The organism is Alkalilacustris brevis (assembly GCF_003350345.1).
Classification (GTDB): domain Bacteria; phylum Pseudomonadota; class Alphaproteobacteria; order Rhodobacterales; family Rhodobacteraceae; genus Alkalilacustris; species Alkalilacustris brevis.
In genome coordinates this window covers 1-24,032 of the sequence record NZ_QNVJ01000030.1, presented here as the reverse complement: position 1 = coordinate 24,032, position 24,032 = coordinate 1, and the positions used below count along the sequence as shown (strand labels likewise).

20 protein-coding genes are annotated in these 24,032 nt (G+C 61.1%); 13 read left to right on the top strand and 7 right to left on the bottom strand.

What is annotated here, in order from left to right; genetic code table 11:
* Window positions 1–213 precede the first annotated feature (213 nt).
* From DQ229_RS04520 to DQ229_RS04505, 5 genes are all read left to right on the top strand, one after another.
* A complete protein-coding gene (locus DQ229_RS04520) occupies window positions 214–894 on the top strand; it encodes a YcbK family protein (protein WP_114965090.1) in 681 nt (226 codons plus the stop codon).
* On the top strand, window positions 894–1,151 hold the full coding sequence (locus DQ229_RS04515) for a hypothetical protein (RefSeq protein ID WP_114965089.1): 258 nt from the start codon (window positions 894–896) through the stop codon (window positions 1,149–1,151). The genes DQ229_RS04520 and DQ229_RS04515 overlap by 1 nt, the downstream gene beginning before the upstream one ends.
* 25 nt (window positions 1,152–1,176) lie before the next feature.
* Window positions 1,177–1,314, top strand: coding sequence for a hypothetical protein (locus DQ229_RS16955; RefSeq protein ID WP_338014144.1), 138 nt, complete (start codon window positions 1,177–1,179; stop codon window positions 1,312–1,314).
* Between the two features lie 57 nt (window positions 1,315–1,371).
* On the top strand, window positions 1,372–1,737 hold the full coding sequence (locus DQ229_RS04510) for a hypothetical protein (RefSeq protein ID WP_114965088.1): 366 nt from the start codon (window positions 1,372–1,374) through the stop codon (window positions 1,735–1,737).
* Window positions 1,738–1,892: 155 nt separating this feature from the next.
* Entirely contained in the window at window positions 1,893–2,093 is a 201-nt protein-coding gene (locus tag DQ229_RS04505; RefSeq protein ID WP_114965091.1) for a hypothetical protein, read from the top strand.
* Window positions 2,094–2,109: 16 nt separating this feature from the next.
* Here the strand turns inward: DQ229_RS04505 and DQ229_RS04500 are convergent, their stop codons facing one another.
* Both DQ229_RS04500 and DQ229_RS04495 read right to left on the bottom strand, forming a co-directional pair.
* Window positions 2,110–2,454 carry a hypothetical protein gene (locus DQ229_RS04500; protein WP_114965087.1) on the bottom strand — a complete coding sequence of 115 codons (345 nt, stop codon included), beginning with the start codon at window positions 2,452–2,454 and terminating at the stop codon, window positions 2,110–2,112.
* The gene (locus DQ229_RS04495; RefSeq protein WP_114965086.1) at window positions 2,451–3,257 is read right to left on the bottom strand and encodes a tetratricopeptide repeat protein; all 807 of its coding nucleotides are present in this window, start codon (window positions 3,255–3,257) and stop codon (window positions 2,451–2,453) included. Before DQ229_RS04495 ends, DQ229_RS04500 begins: the two co-directional genes overlap by 4 nt.
* 74 nt (window positions 3,258–3,331) lie before the next feature.
* Here DQ229_RS04495 and DQ229_RS04490 point away from each other — a divergent pair, with 74 nt between their 5' ends.
* The gene (locus DQ229_RS04490) at window positions 3,332–3,598 is read left to right on the top strand and encodes a hypothetical protein (protein WP_238380956.1); all 267 of its coding nucleotides are present in this window, start codon (window positions 3,332–3,334) and stop codon (window positions 3,596–3,598) included.
* A 385-nt stretch (window positions 3,599–3,983) separates the two neighbouring features.
* Here DQ229_RS04490 and DQ229_RS16240 read toward each other — a convergent pair whose 3' ends face one another.
* Together DQ229_RS16240 and DQ229_RS16235 are read right to left on the bottom strand one after the other, a co-directional pair.
* Window positions 3,984–4,790: a hypothetical protein gene (locus DQ229_RS16240; protein ID WP_155326442.1), complete on the bottom strand. Its 807-nt coding sequence runs from the start codon at window positions 4,788–4,790 to the stop codon at window positions 3,984–3,986.
* 178 nt (window positions 4,791–4,968) lie between these two features.
* Window positions 4,969–5,283 (bottom strand): DUF2845 domain-containing protein, encoded by a 315-nt coding sequence (locus tag DQ229_RS16235; protein ID WP_155326441.1) that lies wholly within the window; start codon window positions 5,281–5,283, stop codon window positions 4,969–4,971.
* A gap of 239 nt (window positions 5,284–5,522) precedes the next feature.
* On the opposite strand from DQ229_RS16235, the gene DQ229_RS04485 reads away from it, so the two are divergent.
* Entirely contained in the window at window positions 5,523–7,559 is a 2,037-nt protein-coding gene (locus tag DQ229_RS04485; RefSeq protein WP_162300744.1) for an AAA family ATPase, read from the top strand.
* Between the two features lie 100 nt (window positions 7,560–7,659).
* Window positions 7,660–8,643 (top strand): helix-turn-helix transcriptional regulator, encoded by a 984-nt coding sequence (locus DQ229_RS04480; RefSeq protein WP_162300743.1) that lies wholly within the window; start codon window positions 7,660–7,662, stop codon window positions 8,641–8,643.
* Window positions 8,644–8,702: 59 nt separating this feature from the next.
* Here the strand turns inward: DQ229_RS04480 and DQ229_RS04475 are convergent, their stop codons facing one another.
* The 3 genes from DQ229_RS04475 to DQ229_RS04465 all read right to left on the bottom strand — a co-directional run bounded on the left by DQ229_RS04475 (window position 8,703) and on the right by DQ229_RS04465 (window position 15,551).
* The gene (locus DQ229_RS04475; RefSeq protein ID WP_114965083.1) at window positions 8,703–9,632 is read right to left on the bottom strand and encodes a metallophosphoesterase; all 930 of its coding nucleotides are present in this window, start codon (window positions 9,630–9,632) and stop codon (window positions 8,703–8,705) included.
* An 80-nt stretch (window positions 9,633–9,712) separates the two neighbouring features.
* Window positions 9,713–12,877 carry a UvrD-helicase domain-containing protein gene (locus DQ229_RS04470; protein WP_162300742.1) on the bottom strand — a complete coding sequence of 1,055 codons (3,165 nt, stop codon included), beginning with the start codon at window positions 12,875–12,877 and terminating at the stop codon, window positions 9,713–9,715.
* On the bottom strand, window positions 12,870–15,551 hold the full coding sequence (locus tag DQ229_RS04465) for a PD-(D/E)XK nuclease family protein (protein ID WP_114965081.1): 2,682 nt from the start codon (window positions 15,549–15,551) through the stop codon (window positions 12,870–12,872). The genes DQ229_RS04470 and DQ229_RS04465 overlap by 8 nt, the downstream gene beginning before the upstream one ends.
* Before the next feature lie 249 nt (window positions 15,552–15,800).
* Here DQ229_RS04465 and DQ229_RS04460 point away from each other — a divergent pair, with 249 nt between their 5' ends.
* The 5 genes from DQ229_RS04460 (at window position 15,801) to DQ229_RS04440 (ending at window position 23,813) form a co-directional block, all read left to right on the top strand.
* Window positions 15,801–17,369 carry an ADP-ribosylglycohydrolase family protein gene (locus DQ229_RS04460; RefSeq protein WP_114965080.1) on the top strand — a complete coding sequence of 523 codons (1,569 nt, stop codon included), beginning with the start codon at window positions 15,801–15,803 and terminating at the stop codon, window positions 17,367–17,369.
* Window positions 17,370–17,430: 61 nt separating this feature from the next.
* Window positions 17,431–18,060, top strand: coding sequence for a hypothetical protein (locus DQ229_RS04455; protein WP_162300741.1), 630 nt, complete (start codon window positions 17,431–17,433; stop codon window positions 18,058–18,060).
* 112 nt (window positions 18,061–18,172) lie between these two features.
* Complete coding sequence (locus DQ229_RS04450) at window positions 18,173–19,420, top strand: hypothetical protein (RefSeq protein ID WP_238380955.1); 1,248 nt, start codon at window positions 18,173–18,175, stop codon at window positions 19,418–19,420.
* Complete coding sequence (locus tag DQ229_RS04445) at window positions 19,420–21,246, top strand: phospholipase D-like domain-containing protein (RefSeq protein WP_114965077.1); 1,827 nt, start codon at window positions 19,420–19,422, stop codon at window positions 21,244–21,246. The genes DQ229_RS04450 and DQ229_RS04445 overlap by 1 nt, the downstream gene beginning before the upstream one ends.
* 5 nt (window positions 21,247–21,251) lie before the next feature.
* A complete protein-coding gene (locus tag DQ229_RS04440) occupies window positions 21,252–23,813 on the top strand; it encodes a DEAD/DEAH box helicase (RefSeq protein ID WP_162300740.1) in 2,562 nt (853 codons plus the stop codon).
* Window positions 23,814–24,032: the final 219 nt, after the last annotated feature.

Sequence of the window (24,032 nt, the reverse complement as noted above, 5' to 3'; positions counted from 1 at the left end):
ATCCACGACATGCGCAACCTGATCTTCGCCGCCTTCCAGCGCAAGAACGGCGGCTGACGCCAGGCAGTCGCACAGAGCAGCGCGCGTTCGCCGCACCGGGCTGCAACCCGACGCAGGCAGACTGAAAGCCCCGCACAGCCAATCCACCCCTCGTCGCCGCCCCGACCGGGCGGCGGCCCATTCCGCATGCCCTTCACCCAAAGGAGACGTCCCATGTCCGACCCCGTCCGCACATTCCGTCATCACCGCGACGTGCTCGAGAGCCTGTGGCGCTGGAAGAACTTCTCGCCCGCCGAGATCGCCTGCCGCGGCACCGGCCAGCTCAAGCTCCACCCCGAGGCCCTCGACAAGCTGCAGGCCCTGCGCGACCGGCTGGGCAAGCCGCTGATTGTCCGCTCGGCCTATCGTTCGCCCGAGCACAACCGCAATGTCGGCGGGGCACCGCGCTCCAAGCACATGGACGGCACGGCGTTTGATATCGCCATGTCGAACCACGACCCTGCGGCGTTCGAGGCCGCAGCGCGCGCCGTGGGTTTCCTCGGCTTCGGCTTCTATCCGCGCTCGGGCTTCATCCATATCGATCTCGGTCCCGCGCGCCAGTGGGGCGAGCGGTTCCCGGTGCGGGCCGTGGCGTTCGCGCCAGAGGCCCCGCCCGCGCGCGAGGCGCTGGCAGAGAGTCGGACCCTGAAGGGCACGGGCGCGGCTGGGGTGGCCACTGTGGGTGCCGCCGGGGTGGAGGTCGCGCAGGAAGTCCTGGCCGAGGCGCAAGGGGCTGTACTGCCGCTCGTCCCACATCTCGACACCCTGCGTTGGCTGTTCATCGCCCTTGCGCTGGGTGGGATCGCGGTCGCCGTCTGGGCGCGGCTGGACGACTGGAAGAAGGGCCTGCGCTGATGTGGGCAAGCCTACTGGCCGGCCTTCTGGCCCGGCCTTGGGCACGACGGGCAGCGGCTCTCACCCTCGTCGCGCTCACCATCGCCATGTTCATCCTCAACCTCCGCCGCACGGCCGAGCGCGCAGGCCGCGCTGCCGCGCGACTCGAAACCCTGGAGCGCACCAATGCCATCCACCGCCAGATGCTGGACGCCGCCAGCCGCCGCCCTCGCAGTCGCGACGATCTTGTTGACCGGCTGCGCGGGGGTAACTTCTGACGCTCCGCCCGGCGCCTGCCCGCCCGTGGTCGAGTACAGCCAGGCCGCGCAGGCGCGCGTGGCGGAGGAAGTCGCCACGCTGTCCGAGGGGGCGCTGATCGTGGGATGGCTCGCCGATTACGCCGTCCTGCGTGACCAGGCGCGGGCCTGCGCTGGGCGATAGCCTGTAACGCTGTTCGAAATCGTGGCAAGATTGCAGGCATCCGGCTATTCTCGGACCATGAACAAGGACGACGAAAAGCGCGTTGCGGCAAGGCTGGCCAGGATCATGGCCATGCTTTGCGTGCGCAACACGCAGCTGGAGACGCTGCATTCCGGACTCACCCCTGCAACCCGGACCGGCGACTACTCGGATGTCTTTGTCGTGGATGCGGACGGCCGGCGCATCCCCTGGACCGAGGTCTCGCACATCGACGACAACGAAGTGCGCGCGCTGATGCAGGAGATCGTCAACCGCCTCTACACCTTCCATCTCGAGGCCAACGATCCCAAGCTGCAGGCGACCATCGAGCGCTGGATGGGCGCCGCGACGAAATGGGACGAGCCGGAAATCGATCCCAGGATGATCAGTCGCGGGCAGGAATAGCGCCGCGACAGCCCCACCCAGAGCCATTCGAAGACAGCCGAACCCTCGGGCGAATGCCCTGCAGGGCTCTCTCTCGTTCACCTTCGACATTCAACTGGACTATGCGCGCGGGTCACGCCTGATGTGGTGGTGCCGCGTCGATGGAGCCGCACGTGATGACCCCGAAATACCCCGACATTACCGTCACGCTCACCGGGCAGGACGGCAACGCCTTCGCCGTGCTCGGCCAATGTCGCGAAGCCGCTCGCGATGCCGGGCTCTCCGAAGATGAGATCGCCGCCTTCATGGCCGAGGCCATGGCGGGCGATTACGATCATCTGCTGCAGACCGCCATGCGCTGGTTCGAGACCAGGTGATCCAAGCCGATCCGCTTCAAGCACCATTCAGCATCCTGAATACCGCCGCGCATTCCGCCTGCCACGCCCCGCGATGCTGCGCGGGATCCTCCGGAAAGCGGCCAAGCGCCATCGCGAGATCGAAGAAGCCGAGCCGCGGCATGTCACCCGCGCGGCTGATCACCAGTGCGGCGATCATCGGGCGGCCTGCAGCTACGTCCTCGCGCATGGTCTGCTCCAGCGCGGCGGCGACGCGCTGGATGGTGCCTGGTGGTTGCAGGCCCAGTGCGCTGGCCAGCGCCTGATAGGTGATGAACGGATCGCCTGCATTGCGCCCGGCGAGGATTTCGCGGATGCGTTTCGCAAGGGCGGGGTCGGTCATCCGCCGACCCCCAGCCTCTCGGCTACATCCTCAAATCCCGGATCGGCGGCATAGAGGCGCTCGAATTCGCGTCTTGCGCGGGCGCGCTGGCCGGTCTCGTGATAGAGCGCCGCACGGTCATACCGGATCTGGTGCAGCAGCGCCTCGGGCCGATCCTTGCGGCGGCGGTTGGCCAAGGTGAACACATCGATGGCGGCATCGGGCAGGCCCAGCGCCGCCATTGCCCTGCCACGATAGAGCAGGATCGCGGTGTCGACCGGGGTCTCGTTCTCGACATGCGCGGTGGCGCGCACCACACGGTCCATCAGCGCGCGGTCATCAGGTGTATCGAGGGCCAGTTCGGCGAAGGAGAGCAGAACCACCGGGTCGGTCGGGTCGATCTCCATGAGCCGCTCGACATGCGTCATGGCATCGTCGTGGCGGCCCTGTAGCTGCGCGATTTCCACCAGCGCCAGCCTTGTGCCGCGCTCGCGCGGAAAGACATGAGCGAAGATGTCTGACGTGATCGGCAGGCTGGCCTGCGCGGCGATCTCGTATTTCCCGAACAGCGTGCCGAGATCGTCCAGCCGGCCCAGCGCCTGCTTGAAATGGCCCTTCGCGGCATCGAGCTCCTCGCGGCGCAGGCGGATCATCCCGGCCATCCAGGCGGCATCGGGCAGATCGAGCGCTTCTTCCAGTGCCGCCAGCGCCGAATCCTGATCGCCATCATTGAGCGCGCGAATGCCGTCGACGAAACGCTTCTCATCCTTCGGGGTCACCAGCCGCTGGAAGAAGCCTAGCTGCAGCCGGTCGCGCTGCGGCAAGCGTGGCGCCGGGGCAGCTCCGCCGCGCCCGGCGCGCTTTCGATCATGGACAGTCCTGGACACCCGAGCCGGAGGTGCTGCTGGCCACGGTGCGCGCGCATTGGGCCATCGAGAATGTCCTGCACTGGCAGCTCGACGTTTCCTTCCGTGAGGACGCAGCACGCAACCGCAAGGATAACGCGCCCGGCAACATCGCCGTCCTGCGGCGCCGCGCCCTCGACGTCGTTCGGCAAGAAACTTCGAAGGGATCGCTCTCCATAAAGCTCAAGCGTGCAGGATGGGATGAGGATTTCTTACGCAGCATTCTCAATGGCTTGAAAGCGCCGGCTCCAGAGAGCTGAGCCAAAAGCGATTGCCCTGCCCCGGAATACGCATCATCCCACACAAAGACCTATACCACCGTGCAATTGATCTTCAGTAACGAAGCTGAAGAGATCATTGCTGATGGATAAACTACACTTACGGGGCCATCGCTGCAAGAAAATCAGGAATAAAATCAAGTAGCCAGAAAAAAATAACCGGATACAAAACGATAGTCGCGAAAACTGTGAACATTGGTGATCGAGAAAAACGCGTTATGGCGCGCACACTCCCATAGTTTCTGCTGCCTGCAACGCTAAAATATGCGATGAATTGCAGCACCATACCGGGCCAAAGCAGGGATATAGTAACGAGGTTAAGGGGAATCCCCGAAATACTTCTTCGGAATGGCACTCTCTTCTCCCGTCAATTGCGATATTGATCTCGCATGTAATCTAATGCGTCAAAATCAACATCGGTTTGATATATTAACATCTGAAGCGCCCTTTGGTTGAAGGCGTCCACGATACGCTGATACTTTGCAGCCTCGCTGTCATCCACATACGCAATTCTATGATCAGTAGAGAGTAAGTCAATGACTGTAAATTCATCACTGCTCAGGATGCGCTCTCGGTCAATTGGTGTAGATGCATATCTGATATTCAGGAGCTCCACCAAATCGGCTCTCTTTAACGGCTCAACTATTGAACGCATAACAGAATCTAAAACACCTCGGTCAGATTCCGCGGGGCTAAAATTTACGAACCTACTACGCACCGGATAAGACCTAGAACTCTCACTGTATCGAATTTCTCTCATACCCTGATATGGCAAGATTGTTTGCCGCCCTGTGTTTGGGTCCGTTCTTCGGCGAAGTTCAACCAATAGAAAGCCTGTTCTTCTTTCAGCTTGGTGAAAGAAATCGACGGCAAGCCAATGGACATTCTCCAACCGAATTGTGCCGCGATGCCTAAAGAGTGCGCCATTTGGTATTGTGCTGTGGTATCTATCTGGGACAAGGATTAAGTTAGGCTCCACGAAGACCCTTAAATCAGTTCTAGCTTGCATTACGCTGTCTACATGGAATCCAGCTATGTTGGATCTCCATACCGACCACCCGAAGTCAGATATGGTAGAGCTGGAGAAAACATTGCTTAGAAAAATAATAAAAGCACCGACGATGAGCACGATCAGCTTGCCAACCAAACCGATCTTGGCGAAGAACGCATCCATCCTTGCGCCATCGCTATTTCTTCCCGTACGCCTATTACGCCGTACCATTCTGCGTCCTTATGCTTGCGGCTAAATATTTCATGTTGCGCTCAGCAGAAAAGCTGGCGAGATGCGTTGCCTCAATCTGTTACCCTCAGACAATGTCGACTCAAGCACTATTAAAGAATCTTACTTTAACTCACCTCCACCCCACAACGATACCGTTTTCTAGCATAATACGTTTTTTATATCGATTCTTCCCGATTTTACCATACTTCCAAGTCTCTTTGGTTTTTTGCTTGAAAACACTTCTATCGATGTCGTCCGGCTTGCCCTGCGCCTCAGTCAGCATTTCGTCAGTCATTCCTTGCCAAACTACACCTTTCATGATTCTAGAGGCGCATTCTTCGCTGCCAAATCGTGCAACCAAGCTGTTAAATCGAGCTTTTCTCACCATGAAATAGAAGAAGATTCCTACGGCGAAAATAATTAAAAGAGCAATACCAAGATCCAAGTATATCCCCCTTCTTTGATACCCATACATCCCCCGAGTGAGGTGCTTTGTGTTGCCAAGCCGACATACTCCAAGTGGCATGCCGAACAGGATTTGGCCCTACCATACCTACCAACCAACGTGCCGCAAGCATTCATTCGAGACCAAACAGCATCATCGGTGAACTGGTACCCAAAGCGACATACACCCGATTTTGACGCATGCTTGGCATACATTCCATCTATCACGATGGAGGTTGCATGACGCAGAAATACGAGCAGCGATACTTGATTGACCTGGCGTTCCGGGTTGCCCACAGCTTTCCCGCCCGCAGTGTCGTGGCCCAGGAGCTTTCAAGCTGGGTCGAGGATCAGGATCTGGGCTTCGACTGGGATCCGGAGATCGACAGTTTCCGGAAGAAAGGTGTCCCGGCCCCCGTCTGGTCCGACCTTAGGAAGCGGCTCGCTGATCGTTTCTCATCGGTCGCGCGCCCGAAACCGGATGTATTGACGCAGAACATCACCCTTCTGGCAGACCATGTCGGGCTGACCGCGGATGAGCGCACCATCTTCGAACTTGCCGTTCGCGCTGGGCGCTCCGGGCCAGTGAATTCCTTATGCAACGCCTTGGTTGATGATGCGCGGATCCCGGTGCAGGATGCAGTCATCCACCTTTCCGGACTGCCCGCGGCCAGTGTGCGGCGCGCCCTCGCACCGGCCGGGCGTCTGTTGGTCTCTGGTCTCTTGCAATTTGACAAGCCGCCCATGAGCGGGCTTGGGCTCCTTACGTCCGACCGCCTTCTCGTGGCTCTGGATCCACCGTCACGCACCCTTGGCGACATCCTGGGCAAGCTATTTGCGCGCGCTGGGGCCGCGTCCGTGGCTTGGGAGGATTTCGAGCATCTTGGCGCTGGGCGTGACTTTGCATTCCGCCTGCTCCGTGGTGCGCTGGAGCGGCACGAGAAGGGTGTGAACATTCTCCTCCACGGGGTGCCGGGCACCGGTAAGACGGAGTTCTGCAAGGCGCTTGCAGCGCGCCTCGGCGCTGGGCTTCACGCTGTCGGTGAGGCCGATGATGACGGTGACGAACCATCCCGATTCGAGCGCCTGCAGCAGCTGCGCCTCGGCCAGCGGATGCTCAGCGATCAGGGCAACAGCCTGATCCTCTTCGACGAGATGGAGGACCTTTTTGCGGGGATCGATAGTGGGATATTTGGTCTTTCCCTGCGTCGCACCGGGTCAAAAGTGCACATCAACCGGCTTCTGGAAAACAACCCGGTCCCGACGTTGTGGACGACCAACAATATCAGCGATTGCGATCCAGCATTCCTGCGGCGGATCTCCTTCACGCTGGAGCTGCGGACACCGCCGGTTTCCGTGCGCAGCCGCATCTGGGAAAAGCTCGCAGAGCAGCACCGGGTTCCGCTGCCCAAAGAGCTCTGCCTTGAACTTGCCCATAGCATGGAAGATGCACCTGCTCTTGCAGACAGCGCACTTCGTGCGGTGAGGATTACGCGCGGCGGGGCGGACGACGTAAAGTTAGCGGCCTCGGCGATCTCGCGGGCCGTGCGCGGAGGGCACAACCCGCTTGCAGCGCCCAGCAGCGTCAGGTTCAAGCCTGAGCTGGCCAATGCCGACCATGACCTGGCACTGATCACGGAAAGGTTCGTCGCCTGCGGTCCCGCCAATACCGGTGGGCTGTGCCTCAGCGGCCCTCCCGGCACCGGCAAGAGTGCCTTCGCGCGCTATCTCGCAGCCCGAATGGAGATGCCGGTCATTGAGCGGCGTGCCTCTGATCTTCTGGATCGCTATGTCGGCGGCAGCGAGCGCAACATCGCAGATGCGTTTGCCGAAGCACGCGACACCAGCGCATTCCTTGTCTTCGACGAAGCGGACTCGCTCCTCGGCGCGCGCGATGGCGCGACGCATCGCTGGGAAATCTCGCAGGTGAACGAGATGCTCACCTGGATGGAAAACCACCCCCTGCCCTTCGCCTGCACCACCAACCTGGTCGAACAGCTGGATCCTGCCACCGCCCGGCGCTTCAGCCTGAAGATCGGCTTCCTGCCGCTGAGTGCCCTGCAGCGTGAGGCGTGCTTCCGTCGCTTCTTCAAGTCCGATCCGCCCTCGGGGCTTTGGGCCCTTGACCAGTTGACGCCCGGTGACTTCGCGGTGGCTGCCAAGCGATCGAAGCTGCTGGGCATCGCTCAGCCCGACGCGATCCTTGTTGAACTGCGCCGCGAGCAAGCCGCGAAGCCAAACATCCGAAACCCGATCGGGTTTCGTGCAGCAAGCTGATCGAGGGGGGCCACCTGATGCGGTGCGCGCATTCACAGGCTCCGCTCGGCTTGAAGCCATGACGCGTTTCCGTCACTCTGCGAACAATGGAGGGGCGCCAATGCGTTATGGCCGATTGGCAGATTTAGTACGGCTGGCCATGCAGATGCAGGGCCGCGCTGATGGCCTGTCCCTCGACGACATCGGCGAGACCTTTGATGTGTCGCGCAGGACAGCGGAGCGGATGCGCGATGCGATCCGCGATGCATTTCCACAGACAGAGGAGCTTGCCGAACCGGGCGGTCGAAAGCGTTGGCGCCTGCCGCCTGGTACCGCAGGCCGTCTTGCCGACCCGACCGTCGACGACATCGCAGCCCTTCATCGCGGCGCCGAACTCGCGCGCCAGTCTGGGGACCTGACCACTGCGGATCAGCTAGACACGCTCTCCGATCGCCTTCGTGCGCGCCTGCCGGGGCCGAAGCGGGCGCAGCTTGAACCCGATATAGCCGCCCTACTCGAGGCGGATGGCGTCGCCTTGCGACCGGGTCCGCGCGAGCGCATTCCCAACGACACTCTGAATACGCTCCGTGAAGCGATCCTCGCCGGTGTCTGGATCGATGTCGATCATCGCGCGCGCGCAACCGGTCTCTTGAGCCGCAATGCGCGCCTTGGCCCGCTTGCGATGCTGCTCGGTGAGGGCCGGCAATATCTTGTGGCGTATAGCGACTACGCGCAGGATGTGCGCCTGTTTGCCTTGGCCGGTTTTGAGCGGATCGAGCCGACGGAGGATGTTTTCGAGCGCCCGGAAAACTTTGATCTTTCGGCCTGGATGCAACGATCCTTCGGGATCTGGCAGGAAGAGGTTTACGATATCGCCTGGCGCTTCACGCCCGAAACGGCGACCGACGCGCGCCTCTATCTGTTCCATCCTACACAGGTCATGACCGACGAGCCGGACGGGAGTTTGACGGTGTCATTCCGCGCAGGTGGTTTGCGCGAAATGTGCTGGCATTTGTTTCGCTGGGGGGATCAGGTCGAGATTATCTCGCCACCGGAATTGCGCGATGCCATGATCGCCCACGTGGAGGAAGTGAGGCTCCGATAACGGCGAAGGGCATCGGCGAAAGGGCTTTTGCCGGTCTGACGTCACGCAAAAAGCGTTAACTATTTGTGGATCGTTACATTTTCCAAACTGAGCTCTCGCGATCCGGCAACATGCGTGTAGGTGACAAGAGGACCATCGGTGCCGGCTGAATAGTCGAGACACAGCGCATTTGCGCTTTGAAGCTCTGGCTCACCGGACATCCAGTAATGTCCGAAAAAGACAGGCTTATCCCGTACGGGATAGATAGTCGCAAACAAATCATCAGGCAGCGGCTCATCTGGCAGCTGATTGACATCGGGCACCGACATCGCAACCTGACGCCAGTTTTGCGCGTCACCGATCCACCACTTCACTCTTACATGGTGCCTGACCTTCTTGCCCTTATCGACGAATGAATGCGGATCAGGCAAACGTGCCTCCGGTCCCTTCACGACCGCTTCGGCAAGGTCGTAGATCGCATCGCCTTTTCGGCCTGCCCGGATCAGCTGAGCCTCGGACAGGACTCCAGCGACAGTCTGTCGCCTTAAGTCGTCGATTGCAGGCTGGATCCATGCGGCATGAACAGCGCGAAAGTCTTCCGTCTCGATGAACAGCGGCAGGCCCTTCATCCACTCCAGCACATCCTTGGTGTGCGATGCACCCTGGGGAAACTCCCTCAGAAAACTGTCGTGCTGGACGAGGTTGTCTTTGTCATGCGACCGAAGCGCCGCCCCTGTCTTGGGGTCAGCCGTATGGAAGTGGATGGCATTCAATTCATGGTTGCCCATGATGGCCTGGGCGCGATCCGAATCCATCAGTTCGCGCACGATCCTGATGACGGCAGAATTCTCGGGGCCACGATCGATGAAGTCCCCCAAGAACACGATCTGGCGATCTGGCTCGGGATGCAGCCATGTCGTTCCATTTCGCCGCCAGCCAAGGTTTTGAAGGGCAAGACGCAGCTTCTCGGCCTGACCATGGATATCGGGAACTATGTCTGTGATGCTCACGGCCCTGCTGCCCTCTTCTCATAAGCGAGCCACTGCGCAGGCGATGCAATAAAATGCCGCCCGCCGTCGCGTCCCACCGTTCATTTTGCTTCATTACTGACAAGAACTTCCAACTCAGCCCTGTCGATCCAGTGGATTGCCACGTCAGTTTTGATTGCCTGACGCTGTCCCGCAAAAACCCCGCGATAGGCATCAAGCTGCGCGAAGTAAGCGGCAAAGCTGCCCGCACCACTCTTGTGATCGAGAATCAGACACTTCCCTTCGCCTGTCGCCAGAAGGTCAATGATCCCGTTGAATTCCGCGCCTGATGCTTCGCGCTTCTGGATCGGCACCTCGCACTCGATCTTGGTATGTCCCTCGGCAGTCAGCCACTGCTTGAGCGCATCGGCCTGTGCTTGCAGTACGTCCAGCGTTGCCTCGTCAAAGCCCGTGGCCGCAGACAGACGCGAACGCAAATCCGGCCGCAGCAAAAGAACGCGCATCGCCCTGTGGAGAGCGGTGCCACGTTCGCTGGCTGTCGCCACGAGGGAGACAGCCTTTGGCGGAACGTCCAGCTTAACGATGCGCGTCTGAACCTCAGGAAGCGGATCATTCACGATCGATGAGGGTCGGACACGCCATGCCGTCTGCTGCGTCTCGAGCATGGGCCGCATTTCACCAAAAGCCATCCTTTCCGAGGCCTGTTGCGCCCCGGGCGCTTCCAGCATGCCCGGGGCCTCAGCGCTGCACATCAAGGTCCGAGCCGGGAAACTGACGCCGCCGACTTTCAGGCTCCCAGCCTCGGGCTCCATGCCCGCCTCCAGCATCAGCATTTCGGCGTGGTTCGCCGATCCATCGCTCTCGCCGAGTTTCTTGAGCGCGAAATCCGGCCACTCTAGGATCAACCGATCGCGCCCGCGGGTCAGCGCCACATAAAGCAGGCGGCGCGCATCAGCTTCTGACGCTGCGCGACGATCAGCAATGAAGGCATCCTTCTTTTCCTTGATGGGCAGGTCAGGCGTCCAGATAAGGAGCGCCCGTTCCAGGATTGCGCTGAGATCGCTGAAGTCTGTGAATTCGGCGCGCAAGGTGCCAGGCTTTTCCCCGATTCTATTTTCGAGACCGACAACCACGGTGATTGGCCATTCCCGCCCTTTTGAGGCATGCCAGGTGACAATCTCTATGCCCTGTCCGGCGCTCTGGCCTGGGTCGGGATGCCGGTCGAAGTCGCGCTCCTCACGACGCGCTTCGAGCCACCCCAGAAAAACCTGCGCACTCCCGCCATGGAAGCCCGCTGCGGCCTTGAAGTCACGATGGGCCGAGACGAACTCACTGACCTCTGCAGAAAGTCGCATAATGTCAGCATGAGCTTGCGCCGCCTCCGGCATGCGCGCTGCCCAGTCGAGGATACCCGCAGCGCTGAGCACCTGCGGGAGCAGAGTTTCCAGCGGCATGGCCGGTGCGGTCTCGGCCAGGGCCCGCAAATCAGAAAGCTCGCCACAGGTTTCCAATCCACCATCGGCAAGCAGGCTCATCGCCTGCTGAAGAGGCATGGAAGATGGCCCGAGCGTCATGAGCGCGAGGGCCGCATGGCGGTCTGTGGGATCCACCGCGAACGCCAGCGCGTTGCGCGCCGCCATGACGGCAGGCGAGTCCAGCCAGCCTGTTGCGCTGATCCGGACCGGCACAGCTTGCCGTTTGAGCGCCGTTGCATAGCGTCCGGCCATCGAATGGGTCGGCGCGAGAATGGCAATGTCGCGCGGCTCGACGGGGCGGAATGTCGGTGCCTTGGGATCACTGTCGCGCTCCACCACCGGCGCCGCCTCCTCGAGGATAGCCGCGATGCGCGCCGCGACATGCTCCTCCGGACGGGATTTCTTCGATCTGCGCCCTTCCGGAATGCGCAGTATTTCTGCGAAGCTCTGGCCTGTCTCCGGCCGCTGAGGCTCTAGCGGGACATAGGCCTCTCCGAACAGTCCCGCCGAAATTCCATTCACCATCCGCATCAACCGCGGGTCGGAGCGCCAGTTGCCGGTCAGGGGTGAGGCCGCCTCCGGGTTCTGCCGCTCGAGTGCCTCGCTCAGGCGGGGGTCGGCCCCCTGGAAGCCCATGATCGACTGCTTGGTATCGCCCACGATCAGCACGCGCTTGGCAGATTGCGCGATGCGCCAGAGAAGCGCGAACTGTACCGGGTTCGTGTCCTGAAATTCGTCGATGATGACGCAATCGACCTCGGACAGAAGCGCCTCGAGGATCTCCGGACGCGTCCGCAGCAGGCGCTCGGCATCGCAGATCATGTCGGCATAGTCGATGACACCCGCTTCGCGCTTCATGTCAGAGTATTTCGACATCACCTCCTGAGCGCCATGGATCAGCGCCGTCAGATGCGCGCAGGCGTCTTCCAAAGGGCCCGGGTGGACCGCGATACCCGAAGCCGCCGCAATCACCTCACCAGAGAGCGCGTCATAGCCATCCGGTGTAGGCGCCCCCCGCTTCGACTGACGCAGCTCGCTCAGGGCTTTCCAGAGCCCCCAATCCCGGCGCAGCTCCCCGGGGCGCTGGGCGCGCTTCATGTTGCGGAAGTCTTTCCCGAACGCCGTGCGCGCGGCTGTGGAGGTCGCATGGGGAGTGAGGTCATTGGGGAATGCTGCGAGCAGGGCGTTGATCGCCACAAGCAGCCGCGCCTCCAGGGGCGCACCGTCCGGCTCAACCCGCCCGTAGAGCCTCCGAAGACGGGCTACAGCCGCGTCCGCCAGTTTCGGATCATTGCCGTTGTCACCCAGCCCCCTGAGCAGATCGATCGTGGTCAGGATCTTGCCGCGGAAGCTGTCCTCCTGGCTCGCATTCGAGAAGAAGCTCGACCGGTATCCAAAGCGCGGCAGGTCGGCTTTGACCGCCTCAAGCGACTGCGCATGCGCCATGGCCTGGCGGATCAGCAGGTCACGCTCCGCCTCGGCCAGTGCGCGCGGCTGCGGCGAGGCCCCGGCGGCGAAAGCATGTTCCGAAAGGATGCGCAGGCCGAGGCCGTGGATGGTCGAGACATAAGCCTGTTCGACGGCCAGCGCCGCCTCAACCATACCCTCGGCCAAGAGGCTCGCCCGGATACGGCCACGCAACTCTGCGGCCGCCGCTTCAGTGAATGTGACCGCCAAGATGCGATCAGGCCCGACCGAGCCATCCTTGACCCATTTGGTCAGGTCCGATTTGATCCGAAAGGTTTTCCCTGAGCCGGCCCCGGCCGGAACGATGGTCAGCATCTCAGTCATCGATGTCCTCCATGCTGTCATCGGCCTCGGCGCCAGGCATCATGAAACGCAAGACAAGCGGTGAGGCATCCAGCGCATAGGGCGCGAGATTCGCTGTTTTCTCGAAGAACTGGCGGTCATCTTCGCTGTTGAGGCGGATCTGACCTGAGCCCACTTCGGCAAGCCGCGTGATCAGCAAATCCATTGCCTGAACTGATATCTCGCCCTCCACGACGGTGACGACACCATCGGGTGGCTCAAGACCTTCGAGCAGGACCCCTTGGTCGTTGATCAGGTGGTAGGCAACCCCGATCTTGGGGTTGCCCGCCAGTGCGGCCTCGAGCACCTCGCCCGTCTTTTCGGGACGTTTGAGCATCTCGCGGTAGAGGCCGAGTTGCAGATCCCATCCCGCCTCAAGGCGCGCGCGGCGTTTGGGCGTTCCGCTTTTCTTGTGATCCACGACCAGAAGGCTGCCGTCTTCCAGCTGGAGCAGGCAGTCAGCGCGTCCGCGCAACAAGATACCCAGTGCCTCACCCTGAAGGCCGATCTCATTGTCGATCACGCGGGCACCAAGGCCTTCGAGAGTGTTGCGCCAGGCATGGGCCGCCGTTCGGATATCGCGAAGCAGGCCCTCACGTTCGACAGCCCAGATCGACCGCTGCAAGAACGGCGCATGTTTACGGATGGCAGTGGACAGCAACTCCGGCACCGCAGCCTCGATCTCATCATGATCAGGCAACGGCGCGTCCTTGGGAAACAGGAACTCCAGAACGTCATGCGCGATGGTGCCCGCAACCATGACGTTGAGCCCGTCAGGGGCCCAGGTCACCGGCTCCGCCCCGAACTCGGACAGGCTCCAGGCGAGCGGGCTGACCATCAGCGTTTCCAACCGACTGGGCGACTGTGGGCGCATCCGCCCGTCATCGGCTAGGCGGCGGCGGAGCAGATCGCGATCCAAGCGCAAGATGCCATCTTCCGGCACGGCGCTGGGTTGCGGATCTGTCGATGCCTCGACAACCCGATGCGCAAACGGCCAGCGCTCGCGCGGGAGCGCACGCAGATCGTGGATCAATGCCTCAACGTCCTCGGTCCCCTTTTCGCCATTGCTGACTGTGCGCGCCACCAGCGACAGGGCCGCCGCGGAAGCCTGGCGGCTGCCATTCGGCGCGAAGACGGGGCGCAAGAGGGTCAGGGATTCCGAGGCGCAGAGGAACTGGCGGCGAAGCTTTTCGAGGCGCCGCGCCAGCGCATCGCCGCGCGTCTCGATATGAAGCCCGGTCTTTTCGCGCAGAAGCCTGAGTTCGCCATCGAGAAAGAGCGGCGACGCAGAAACCGCACGCGGCCAGCGATTGCCGCTCATGCCCATGGCAATGAGATGCCGCGCCGGGCGCCACGGCACGGGCCCCTCCGTGAACACGCTCACGCCCTCTACGAAAGCCTCTGACGCCGACGGCTTGGGCGTGGCGGGTGTCGCAACACGGTAGAGCGCGGTCCAATCCAGTGAACGGCTCTGCGCCAGCTCGTCCCGCATCATTCCCATCTTCGCGCGGAATGCGGCAACAGCCTCGCGCTGATCAGCCGAGTCATTCAAGAGCTGGGCAGCCTGCTCGAGGGCTTGCAGGATGCCATCTGGCGTCTGCGCAATGTTGCTCCGCACCAGTTTGTAGAACCGCTGCGCGCGCCCGGTCAGCGACCCGGCCGCGAAGGGCTCGAACCTGCCCTGCATGACCTCGCGCGAGAGTTGTCGCCCTGTCTCGGACGACCACGGCATCAGAGGCGAGATGTAGAGACTGGCAAGCGCCATGGCCGGTGCCGGGGCCTGGAAACACAAGAGGAGCTGCAGGAGTGTTTCACCTGCGATATCGCGGCTTTCAGGCTGGATGGGCAAACCCGAAAGCGGAACACCGGCAGCATCGAAGGCGCGGCGTAGCTGCGCAAAATAACCGATCTCGTCAGGCACCAGCAGACCGATGTCGCCAGGCGATAAGCCCTGATCGATCAGGCGCTGGGCTCGTGCCGCCGCAAAATCCGCCTCCTCCGCCTCATCGCGCAGGGCGAAGAACGCCAGGGTGTCGTCGAGCGGCCCGGGCGGGATGGATGCACCTGTCATTCCCTGCTGAGCGCGCCACAGGCTCGTGCCCTCAGCGGCGCCACTCACAAGGGGCGCACGACGCGATGCCCATTCCTTCAGAAACATGTCACCGGCAAGCCCGTGATGATCCAGCAATTTCGCATGCATGCGGCGCTCGATGGGTGTCGCGAAACTACATGGATCGCTTGCCACCAGCGGAAGCGGTTCAAGCGTGTCGTCAGATGTGCAGGCCAGAACATGGGTGTAAACCTGCAGATCTTCCGGCAGTGCGCCCGGGGCATTACGCCAGAGGTCACAGATCGCGGCGAGGTGTTTGTAAAGGCGGCTGTCGCGATCGAGCGCCCCGAGGCCAACCTCATCCGGGTTCAGGCCATGGGTCGCCACGGCAAGGCTCCGCAGGGCCGCTGAAACTGCGGCAGCCGTTTCAAGCGGCGCAACGACCATGCTGGCCGACCAGGGGAATGCGGCATCTGCCAGCACGGAATTAATGTCGACCGCGAGCGGGCGCGGTGCAAGATAGGTTTCCGCCAGAAGGTCGGACGTGATGGCCCGAAACGCTCCCGTTCCGGCATGCACCGTCACCAGTGGCTCAAGACCATTCATCCGTACCTCCTCGCCAAAACTGGCTTCGGCCTACACCTGCTTCGTTTCGCCACCTTTGACGGTAGCTCATGCAGCCAAGGCCTCAGACTGTTCAGCGAATCGAGACGATACGTGGTCCTTTAACCCCTGCTTACGCATAATCTTTCCGGAACAGCCGCGAGTTACAACCCACCGTGGAGTCAGATACGTCCGGAAATGACGCATCAATGATCTAGTATCAAAACGAATCGAGACGAGAAGGAGACGCGATTGGTTCGAACGAGCATCACTCACCCACTGCGCATTGATGATCTGTCCCTCGGAAACGGGCGGCTGGGCATCACGTTTTGTCCTGGCAAGAAAGGCGATAGTGTCTTTGGCGCTGGATGGGATCGAGACCTCGATCTCGACATGGACGCGATCAAGGGATGGGGTGCCAGCGCCGTCTTGAGCCTGATCGAGGACCACGAGTTCGAGATGCTGGGCGTGCCCGCGCTCGGCGAGGCGGTGACGGCGCGCGGTATCGAGTGGTTGCACTTTCCGATCCGGGATCTGGACACCCCGACAGACGATGCCATGAGCACATGGGCTGCAACTTCCGCGCAGCTGCACGCCATAATGGAGCGCGGCGGCCGTGTCCTCGTCCATTGCCGCGGAGGCTTGGGGCGCGCCGGCACGATCGCCGCGTTGATGCTCGTCGAACGTGGATGGTCAGCCCCTCAGGCGATCAGCGACGTACGTGTCGTTCGGCCTGGTGCAATCGAAACCGAAGACCAGGAACGCTGGGTTACCCGTTGCGCCCGCCATTATGGACTAGCGGGCATTCGGCTTCATGCCAGTCTTCTAGGGGGCGCCTATGGCGACAGTCTTGGTGCAGAAATCGAGTTCCTGACGCTCGATGCGATCAAGCGCAAGTTTCCCGACGGCATTGCAGACCTGCCTCCGCACCAGGGCTTGCGCGGCGCGATCACCGACGACACGCAGATGACGCTGTTCACCACTGAGGGCATGATCCGCGCCATGGTGCGCGGTGCGCGCAAGGGCATCTGCGATCCGCCTTCGGTCATTCATCACGCGCTGCTGCGCTGGTATCGCACGCAAGGCGGCACACCGCTTGTCGACACCGATGACAGGGGCCTGATCGCCGATCCGCGCCTGCATGTGCAGCGCGCGCCGGGCAATACCTGCCTGTCGGCGCTGGCCGAAAGCCCTCGCCTAGGCGCCCCGGCGCGCAATAACAGCAAGGGCTGCGGCACGATCATACGGGTGGCGCCGCTGGCGCTGATGGCGCATAGGGACGATGTGCATGACTTGGCCATCCGAGTCTCGGCGCTGACCCACGGCCATCCCACCGGGCAGTTGGCCGCCGCGGCATGGGCCGGGATGCTCGCCGATGTGGCTGCTGGGGCCAGACTGGAGGAAACCGCCATCGCGATGGCGGCGCGATACCAGCGGCTTGAGAATGGCGCGGAAACCGCCCGGGCGATCCGCAAGGCGCTCGATGCACCGCGCGATGGAGCGCCCGAAACTGTCGAGTCCCTAGGCGGTGGCTGGATTGCCGAAGAGGCACTGTCGATTGCCCTCTATGCCTGCCTGGCGGGCAAGACCTTCGACGAGTCGCTCCAGATCGCGGTTCTGCATGGCGGCGACAGCGATTCCACCGGGGCCATCGCCGGCAACATGCTCGGCCTGATCGACCCGGCCGCAGTACTGCATCACCGCTGGGCGGCAATCATCGAGGGCGCGGACATTATCGCTCGATTGGTGCGTGATTACCTGCTTTTCCAAAACGAAGCCGGGGCCGCGGACCAGCTCGCTGATGCCTATCCAGGGGCATAGCTGATTCACGCCAGACGATCAGAACCTTCAGCGAAGGGAATATGACATGGGAAAAGGCAGAGTGACTCAGCCACCCGACGACAAACAGATCCAGGAATCCGATTTGCACCGTCGCGCGCGGAAGCTTCACGCCGAACTTTTCCCCGAGGAGTACGACTTTGTCTATGATAGCAAATGGGAGGCGAGCGAGCGCCGTCGGGGTGTGAACCCCATGTCAGCCGAGTACATCGCGGCATCAGATGAACGGCGCGCGCAGCTGGGGTTTAGGCCGTTCGTGGTGGACCCCGGAGCGACCAACCAAGACACTCTTGGTTGGGTCATCGAAAAGCTGCGAGCCGGTGAAGAAGAAGAATTGCGGGCCATCATGCAGGGACGTGACGACGGAAAGGCCGCGGCAGAAGCCGCCCTGAAAGCACAACGCTCGGAGCTTGAAACACCCGAATGGCAAAACCAGAGAATCGACGAGATGCTGCTGTCCGATGCCTTTCTTCGTCACGACGAGGATCGGTACGATCCAGAGGTCGTGGCCTTTAGGGTGTTGGGCGCGCTGTTCAAGATGAACCCTGGTGACGCCGGCAAGGAAGCATTCCGTGTTCAGATCGACAGGGTTTTGCCGGACAAGACCGATGCCGAGTACGACGAGTTGTATCGGCACGCCCTCGATAAATGGACGGAAGTCTACGGTTACTGATAATCTTGCAACAATAGATATTTCAACGCCATGGCTTTGGCTCTTGCATTGCTTGCCAATCGCAGAAGGTGATCATCTTGGCCGTCGGCAGTGTCGCGAACGCTTGAGGGAATTGATGCTGGAAACACCGGATTGGGGGACACTGGCGCCCGAGGACCTGCCATCGACGCGCCGCCTGCAGACTCTGGGGCTGGGCGCTGCCGTGCGCCACTTCAACGACCGCGCGGTGCCGGGGCTGGGGGGCTTGTGGTTTCCCATTCCTCTGGTGTGGTCGGTTCTGGCGGTCGCACTCGCCGAGAAGATGAACCGCAGCGCCTTGCCTGTCGGCAATGCAATCGAGGCCGCGGTGATGCTCCGCGTGTTAGGACAGCGCGGCGTTGAGCAAGCGGACGGACGGGTGCGCGGTCGTCGCAAGCTCGCCGGGGTGGCCGATAGCAGCCTTGCGAACCTGTCGCGGCGGGGAGCGTATGTCGTGCAGCCTATCCGAATGGCGATGGTGCAGCCGCTTTCGGCCTTGGGCTTCGTGCGCGGCAACCGCTACGGGTCATTCAAACTGCACGATGCTGGCCACCGGATGCTGGCGCTGCCAACAGTCAGGCATTGGTCCCTTGATGTTGAAAAATGGGCAAGCGGTAAGGGCGGAACCAAGGTGTTCGAAGCGCTTTCGCCACTTGAACGAGTGCCTGACGACGTTTGCAAGCTGATAAAGGCCCGGATCATCGAGGGCGATGGGGCCGGTGACAGCGAAGCGGCGCGTCGGCGCAACCTGGCGGCGTTCATGGCGCAACACGGCGACCTGAGCCCGAAGGCCCTCGCCCAGCCAAATGGTCCTGCCGGGGTATCCACCGATCATTGGCGAGATTTACGGGCTGGATGCGCCCTCATGGATTTGCGCGATGATGCGCTTTCGGTGCTGCGTACCATCGAGGCAGAGATGCTGCAGAGACAGCGGAACCAAGGACCTGCACGGATTGCCGTGCAGGATGCTCAGCGAGTGGCCGGGAAGGAGATCGAGAACCTTAAAGGCACGATAGGGGAACGGTTTGCCCGGATAGCCGAAGCGGGAGAAAGCACCAGCACAGCATTCGCTCGGCATTGCTGCGATGCCGCGAAGGCGGAACTGATCCGTTATCTTGCGGACCGCGACGGCATCGTCATTCGCCTGAACGACGGGTATCTCGAGCCCGGCCCGGCTGCCGGTGACTTGCGCGACAAGGAGAGTGAAGAGCAAGACGAAGCGCTATCCGATGAGCGCAGACGCTTTGCGCCGCAGCTATATCGGCTCTGGAACCTTTACTGCCTGATGAGTGAGCTGAACGGCCGCCCCAACCCGAACGCCAGGCCGCGGGGGAGTGAGTGATGCCCGCGAGTCTGCTGACACTTTTCATGCCGCCCAAAGAGCATTTTGGCGATTTCGGTTTGCTTTGCGGCTTCACCGCGTCGAATGCCATGTTCGAGCGGCTCAGGCGCAGCTTCTCTGGTGATGTTGCCCGCCCGGTTCTCGCGGCGTTCATTCACCCCACCACGGCGCCGGATGCACCGGGCCATGTTCCGGGTGTCGCGCAAATTCCCATCGATCCCAGCGCCGAGCGCGGGTTTCGGCTGCTCCATGCAAAGGTTGCGCTATTGGGGTTTCGCCGAACCGACCCGGCGGGCTATTGCCTGCGACTCGCCGTCAGCACCGGCAACTGGACCGAAGACCCGCTGAAATACAGTATTGATCTGTTCTGGTCGGTCGATCTTGATCCCTCCAAACCGACCCCCCAGGCTTGCGCCGATCTCCGCGCGGCCTGGGACATGTTCGAATGGCTGCGCGGAAGGGGGGATTGCAGCCTGATCGAGCAGCAGTTCGATGGCGTGGTGCCGGACGCCCGGCTACGTGAAAAAATCTTGGGGTTGGATGCCATGTCGTTGTCGCCACGTTTCGTCGATAACCGGCGGGATGGACTTGCAACGCAATTTGTCGAACGCATCCCACAAAACCAGAAGTTCAACCGGCTGATCATCGGCTCGGGCTATTTCGAGGGCGGTAGCCCGAAAGAATTTGTCTTTGAACGACTTCGCGACACGCTCACGGAGCAGGGCATTCTTGCCGAAGGGGCAAATCCGGACCTCCTTCTGAACCCGGCTTCGTGCCAAGGCATCGCTCACGCCGCTGAACGCCTTGCCACGGATGGCTGGAAGCTGCGCAGCCCAACAGATCCGTCGGTGGGCAACGCAAAACCCGAGCGCAAGCTTCATGCCAAGTTCGCGCTGCTAGCAAATGGGCGGGGGAAGGAGGCTTGCGAGGGGTATCTCTACCTCGGGTCGGGCAACATGACTGGCCCGGGTTTTGAAAGGTCGGCCGGTGACTCCGGCAATCTGGAGGCGGGCATCATGATGGCGCTGCCCAAAGGGCTGACCTGGCGTGCAAATGGCCCGAAGAGCATATACAAACGCCTGCCTCTTGCCAGAGAGAGTGCCAAAGCCATCCCGACGCTCCATTCCGGTCAGGACTACGAGAGACCGCAGGAGCCCCACGGTCTGCCGCCGGTGACGTATCTGATCTGGCGCGCAGGCCGGATCGAGGCACCGGATCAGGGCGGAGAGGTGGCTATCATCGGGCCTGACGGACAGTGCCAGGAAACTCCGTGCGATTGGGCTGTCGGTCCGCCGATCGCGGTGAAACTGGCCGAAAGCGGTATCCTGGTTCCTGTGATCGCGGATGGTGCCCTGGTGGAGCCGCTTCCGATAGCCTTGAGGGTCGAGGATGTCCTGGCTCGAATCGGCAACTTCCCCGCCCCTCCGGAGCCGGATGACGAGGAGGATGAAGAAGAGCCGGGTGAGATGCGCGGCGCGGATGCCATCCGGGAGCCCCGGCGGCAGGAAGCGGCTGCCTATACGCTGCGGCGCATGATGGGCTTGCTTGCGGCGATGGCGGAAGCTCAGGCGCGAACCGACCCGCGCGACTGGCAACGCTGGTGCCGTGAGCTGCGCCAGATGCTGGAAGCCCTGTCCGAAAATGAAGCTGAAATGATCGATTTCTTTCGCGCAGCCGTAGTCAACCCGCTGCCGGTTTTGCTGGATACCCGCATGATGCCCAAGGGGCTGGATGCGCTGGAGCGGGAGCGGTTGAAACAATACCTGAATGATGTCGCCAGAAACTGGGGCCTCGAAGGGTATCCGTCTTTGTGGGAAGGTGGATGAGCGGCATGAGCAAGGTGAACTGGAACGCGGTAGCGGCTACACTGTCGAACCATGCAAAGAATCCACCCACCGATCCGTTTGACGCGAATGGTCAGCAACTGCTTGATTGCGGGCAACGCAGGGCTCTGGCTCGAATGGCATGCCGTATCCGGCGCGGCGCCCGCATGACCTTGCTGGCGGATGAAGTCGGCATGGGCAAGACGCGCATTGCTGTTGCACTGATCGACGCGGTCAAAAGAGAAGGTGGGCGGGCGGCAATCGTTCTGCCGGCCGGTCTGGGTTCACAGTGGCGGGACGAACTGCGCCGATTTGACCCCAGTAGCATGCCTCTCTTACCGCTGCGCAGCTATCAGTCGTTCATCGAAGGTTTTTCCGAAAAGTCGCGAGGGTGTGACACCGGAAAATCGGATCGCAACGCACGTCGCAATCAGCGTGAATTACCTGAAGTGAGTTGGTCCAACGAAAAGGTCTTGATGATCTCACACAGCTTCGCGGCAATGCGCTTTCCGGATAACGAAGGTTGGCGTCGGCATCTACTGGGCGCTGTCCTGACGCGTCTTGAAATGCCCGTACCCGGTTTTCCGAAAGAACACACTGGCACCATGCGCGATGCAAGCAATATCTGCGCAAACATGATCGTCCACGCCATGGCAGAAGCAGGCGTTAGTTTGGTGGATATCAAAGCGAAGTATGAGCTGGATACGGAAACGCTTGCAAACCCGATGTCGCTGGCGGCCGCTAGGTTCCGCAGCACCCTGCTTCCTTTCATCGGCATCGCGCTGGGCAGATTCGACCTGGTGGTGATCGACGAGGCGCACAAATCGCGTGGAGAAGATTCCAGCCTTTCGCGCATTCTCGGACCTGTCACCTGGGAAAACGGCGATGCCTTCCGACTTGGCATGACGGCAACGCCGGTCGAACTGGACTCGAAGCAATGGCTCAATACATTGCAGCGTCTTCGAGGAGACGGCGCTCCGGAACTCGATACGCAGCTCGAAACCGAGGTGGAGCAATATGTCGGGATCGTCGAGCGCCTGCAGGTCGAGGAGATCGATGAGAACCTGACCGAAGCGTTTGAAGAAGCGGCCTCTGCCCTGCGCAATAGCCTGGGGAAACATGTGATCCGGCGTGACAAACGGTCCGATCCTGATTTCAGGGATTACGTTACGCGCTATCGCGAAGTCGATATCCGCTACGCCGAACCGTCGAAAGGTATGACCAACTTCACGCAGGATTGGCTTCGCCGGTTCGCCGCCTTCGAGGCGCTTTCGCAGCTTCCCGATACGGGGACAGAGTTGAAACGCAAGCGCATCTCGCTTGCCCAGGGATTCGGTTTCGACACGTCCTCCACGGGCGATGAAGTACAGCTTACCGCGTCTGGAGAGGTCGAAAAGACCGAGGATAGAGCCGTACCAACAGGCTCTCGGCTTGAGTTCTGGTGCGACCAGATAGGAAGTGGCACCGACGAGGACGAGATCTACACCCACCCAGCCATTCTGAAAGCCGTCGAAACCATCGAGGGCTACACCAACAAGGGCGAGAAGGTCCTGGTGTTTGGCCGCTTCATCAAGCCACTCAAAGCGTTGACTGGCCTACTGGACGCTCGCGAGATGCTGCGCTGCCTGCAGAGCGATGGAAACCGACATTGGCCCGGCTCCACTGTCTTGAACGAAGCTGCGCTGCGCCATGCGATGCAAGACCCGGTGCTCTGGAGCGGCTCCACGGACACCACTGAGATCGAGCGATTGCTAAAGCAGCGGTACAAGTCCTGGAGGGAGAGAAGGAAGAAGAAGCTGGTCGAGCTGCGCACTCAGATCGAAAAAAGCGCCGAGGAAGCGGCTGCCCGCCTGCTTGGACTCTGGAAGGGCAATGAGGAAGTCGAAAGCAACTTGCATGAGCCCTGGTTTATGACAAAGCTCTTGCGGGCCCTCGACCTGCAGCGCCCGGCCGATTTGGACGATTGGAACGCGGCGGCGCTGATTAAGGCCTTTGGAGATCTAGTCAGCAGGCTGGACGAGGAGGATATGGGTGGGGGCAACAAGCGGCTGCTTGCCTATCTTGAAGACTTTGCGGGGAACACCGGGCATTTCGCCCGGCTCATGTCAGGCGAAACGCCTGCCCAGACCCGGCATAATCTTCAGACTGCCTTCAACCGGCAAGCTTCATGGCCCATGGTTCTGGTTGCTCAATCCCGTGTCGGGCGCGAGGGGCTCAACCTTCAGCGTGCCTGCCGGGTCGTAGTTCTTCTGCATTCCGAATGGAACCCGGGGATTGTCGAGCAGCAGATCGGCCGAGTTGATCGAAAGAATAGCCGATGGCTTGAAATGATGCATGATTGGAAGGCTTCTGAAGGGTCATTGGAGAGCTTTCCAACTATCCGCATCCACCCCATCGTTGTGCGCGGCACCTATGCCGAGCATAACTGGCAGGTCCTTGAACAACGATGGCGTGCGCTCAGGGCACAGCTTCACGGCGATGTCCTGCCAATAAATTCGGAAACTGCCAGAGACGAAAAGAAACATCTCCTCGATAGGGTAAGGAAGGCAGCTCTGAGATTCGACCCATAGTTGAAGTAAACCATACTACCGCCGAATGCACGCCAGTGCGTGCGAATGCACGCGAATGCACGCGAATGCGATTTTTCTGTTTGGGTGTTGATGTGGCGTTGATGTAAAACGCAAAATGCCCTGCGGTATGCAGATACCACAGGCCAAGCATTTGTTTTATTGTGGAATTTTGGTTGCGGGGGTAGGATTTGAACCTACGACCTTCAGGTTATGAGCCTG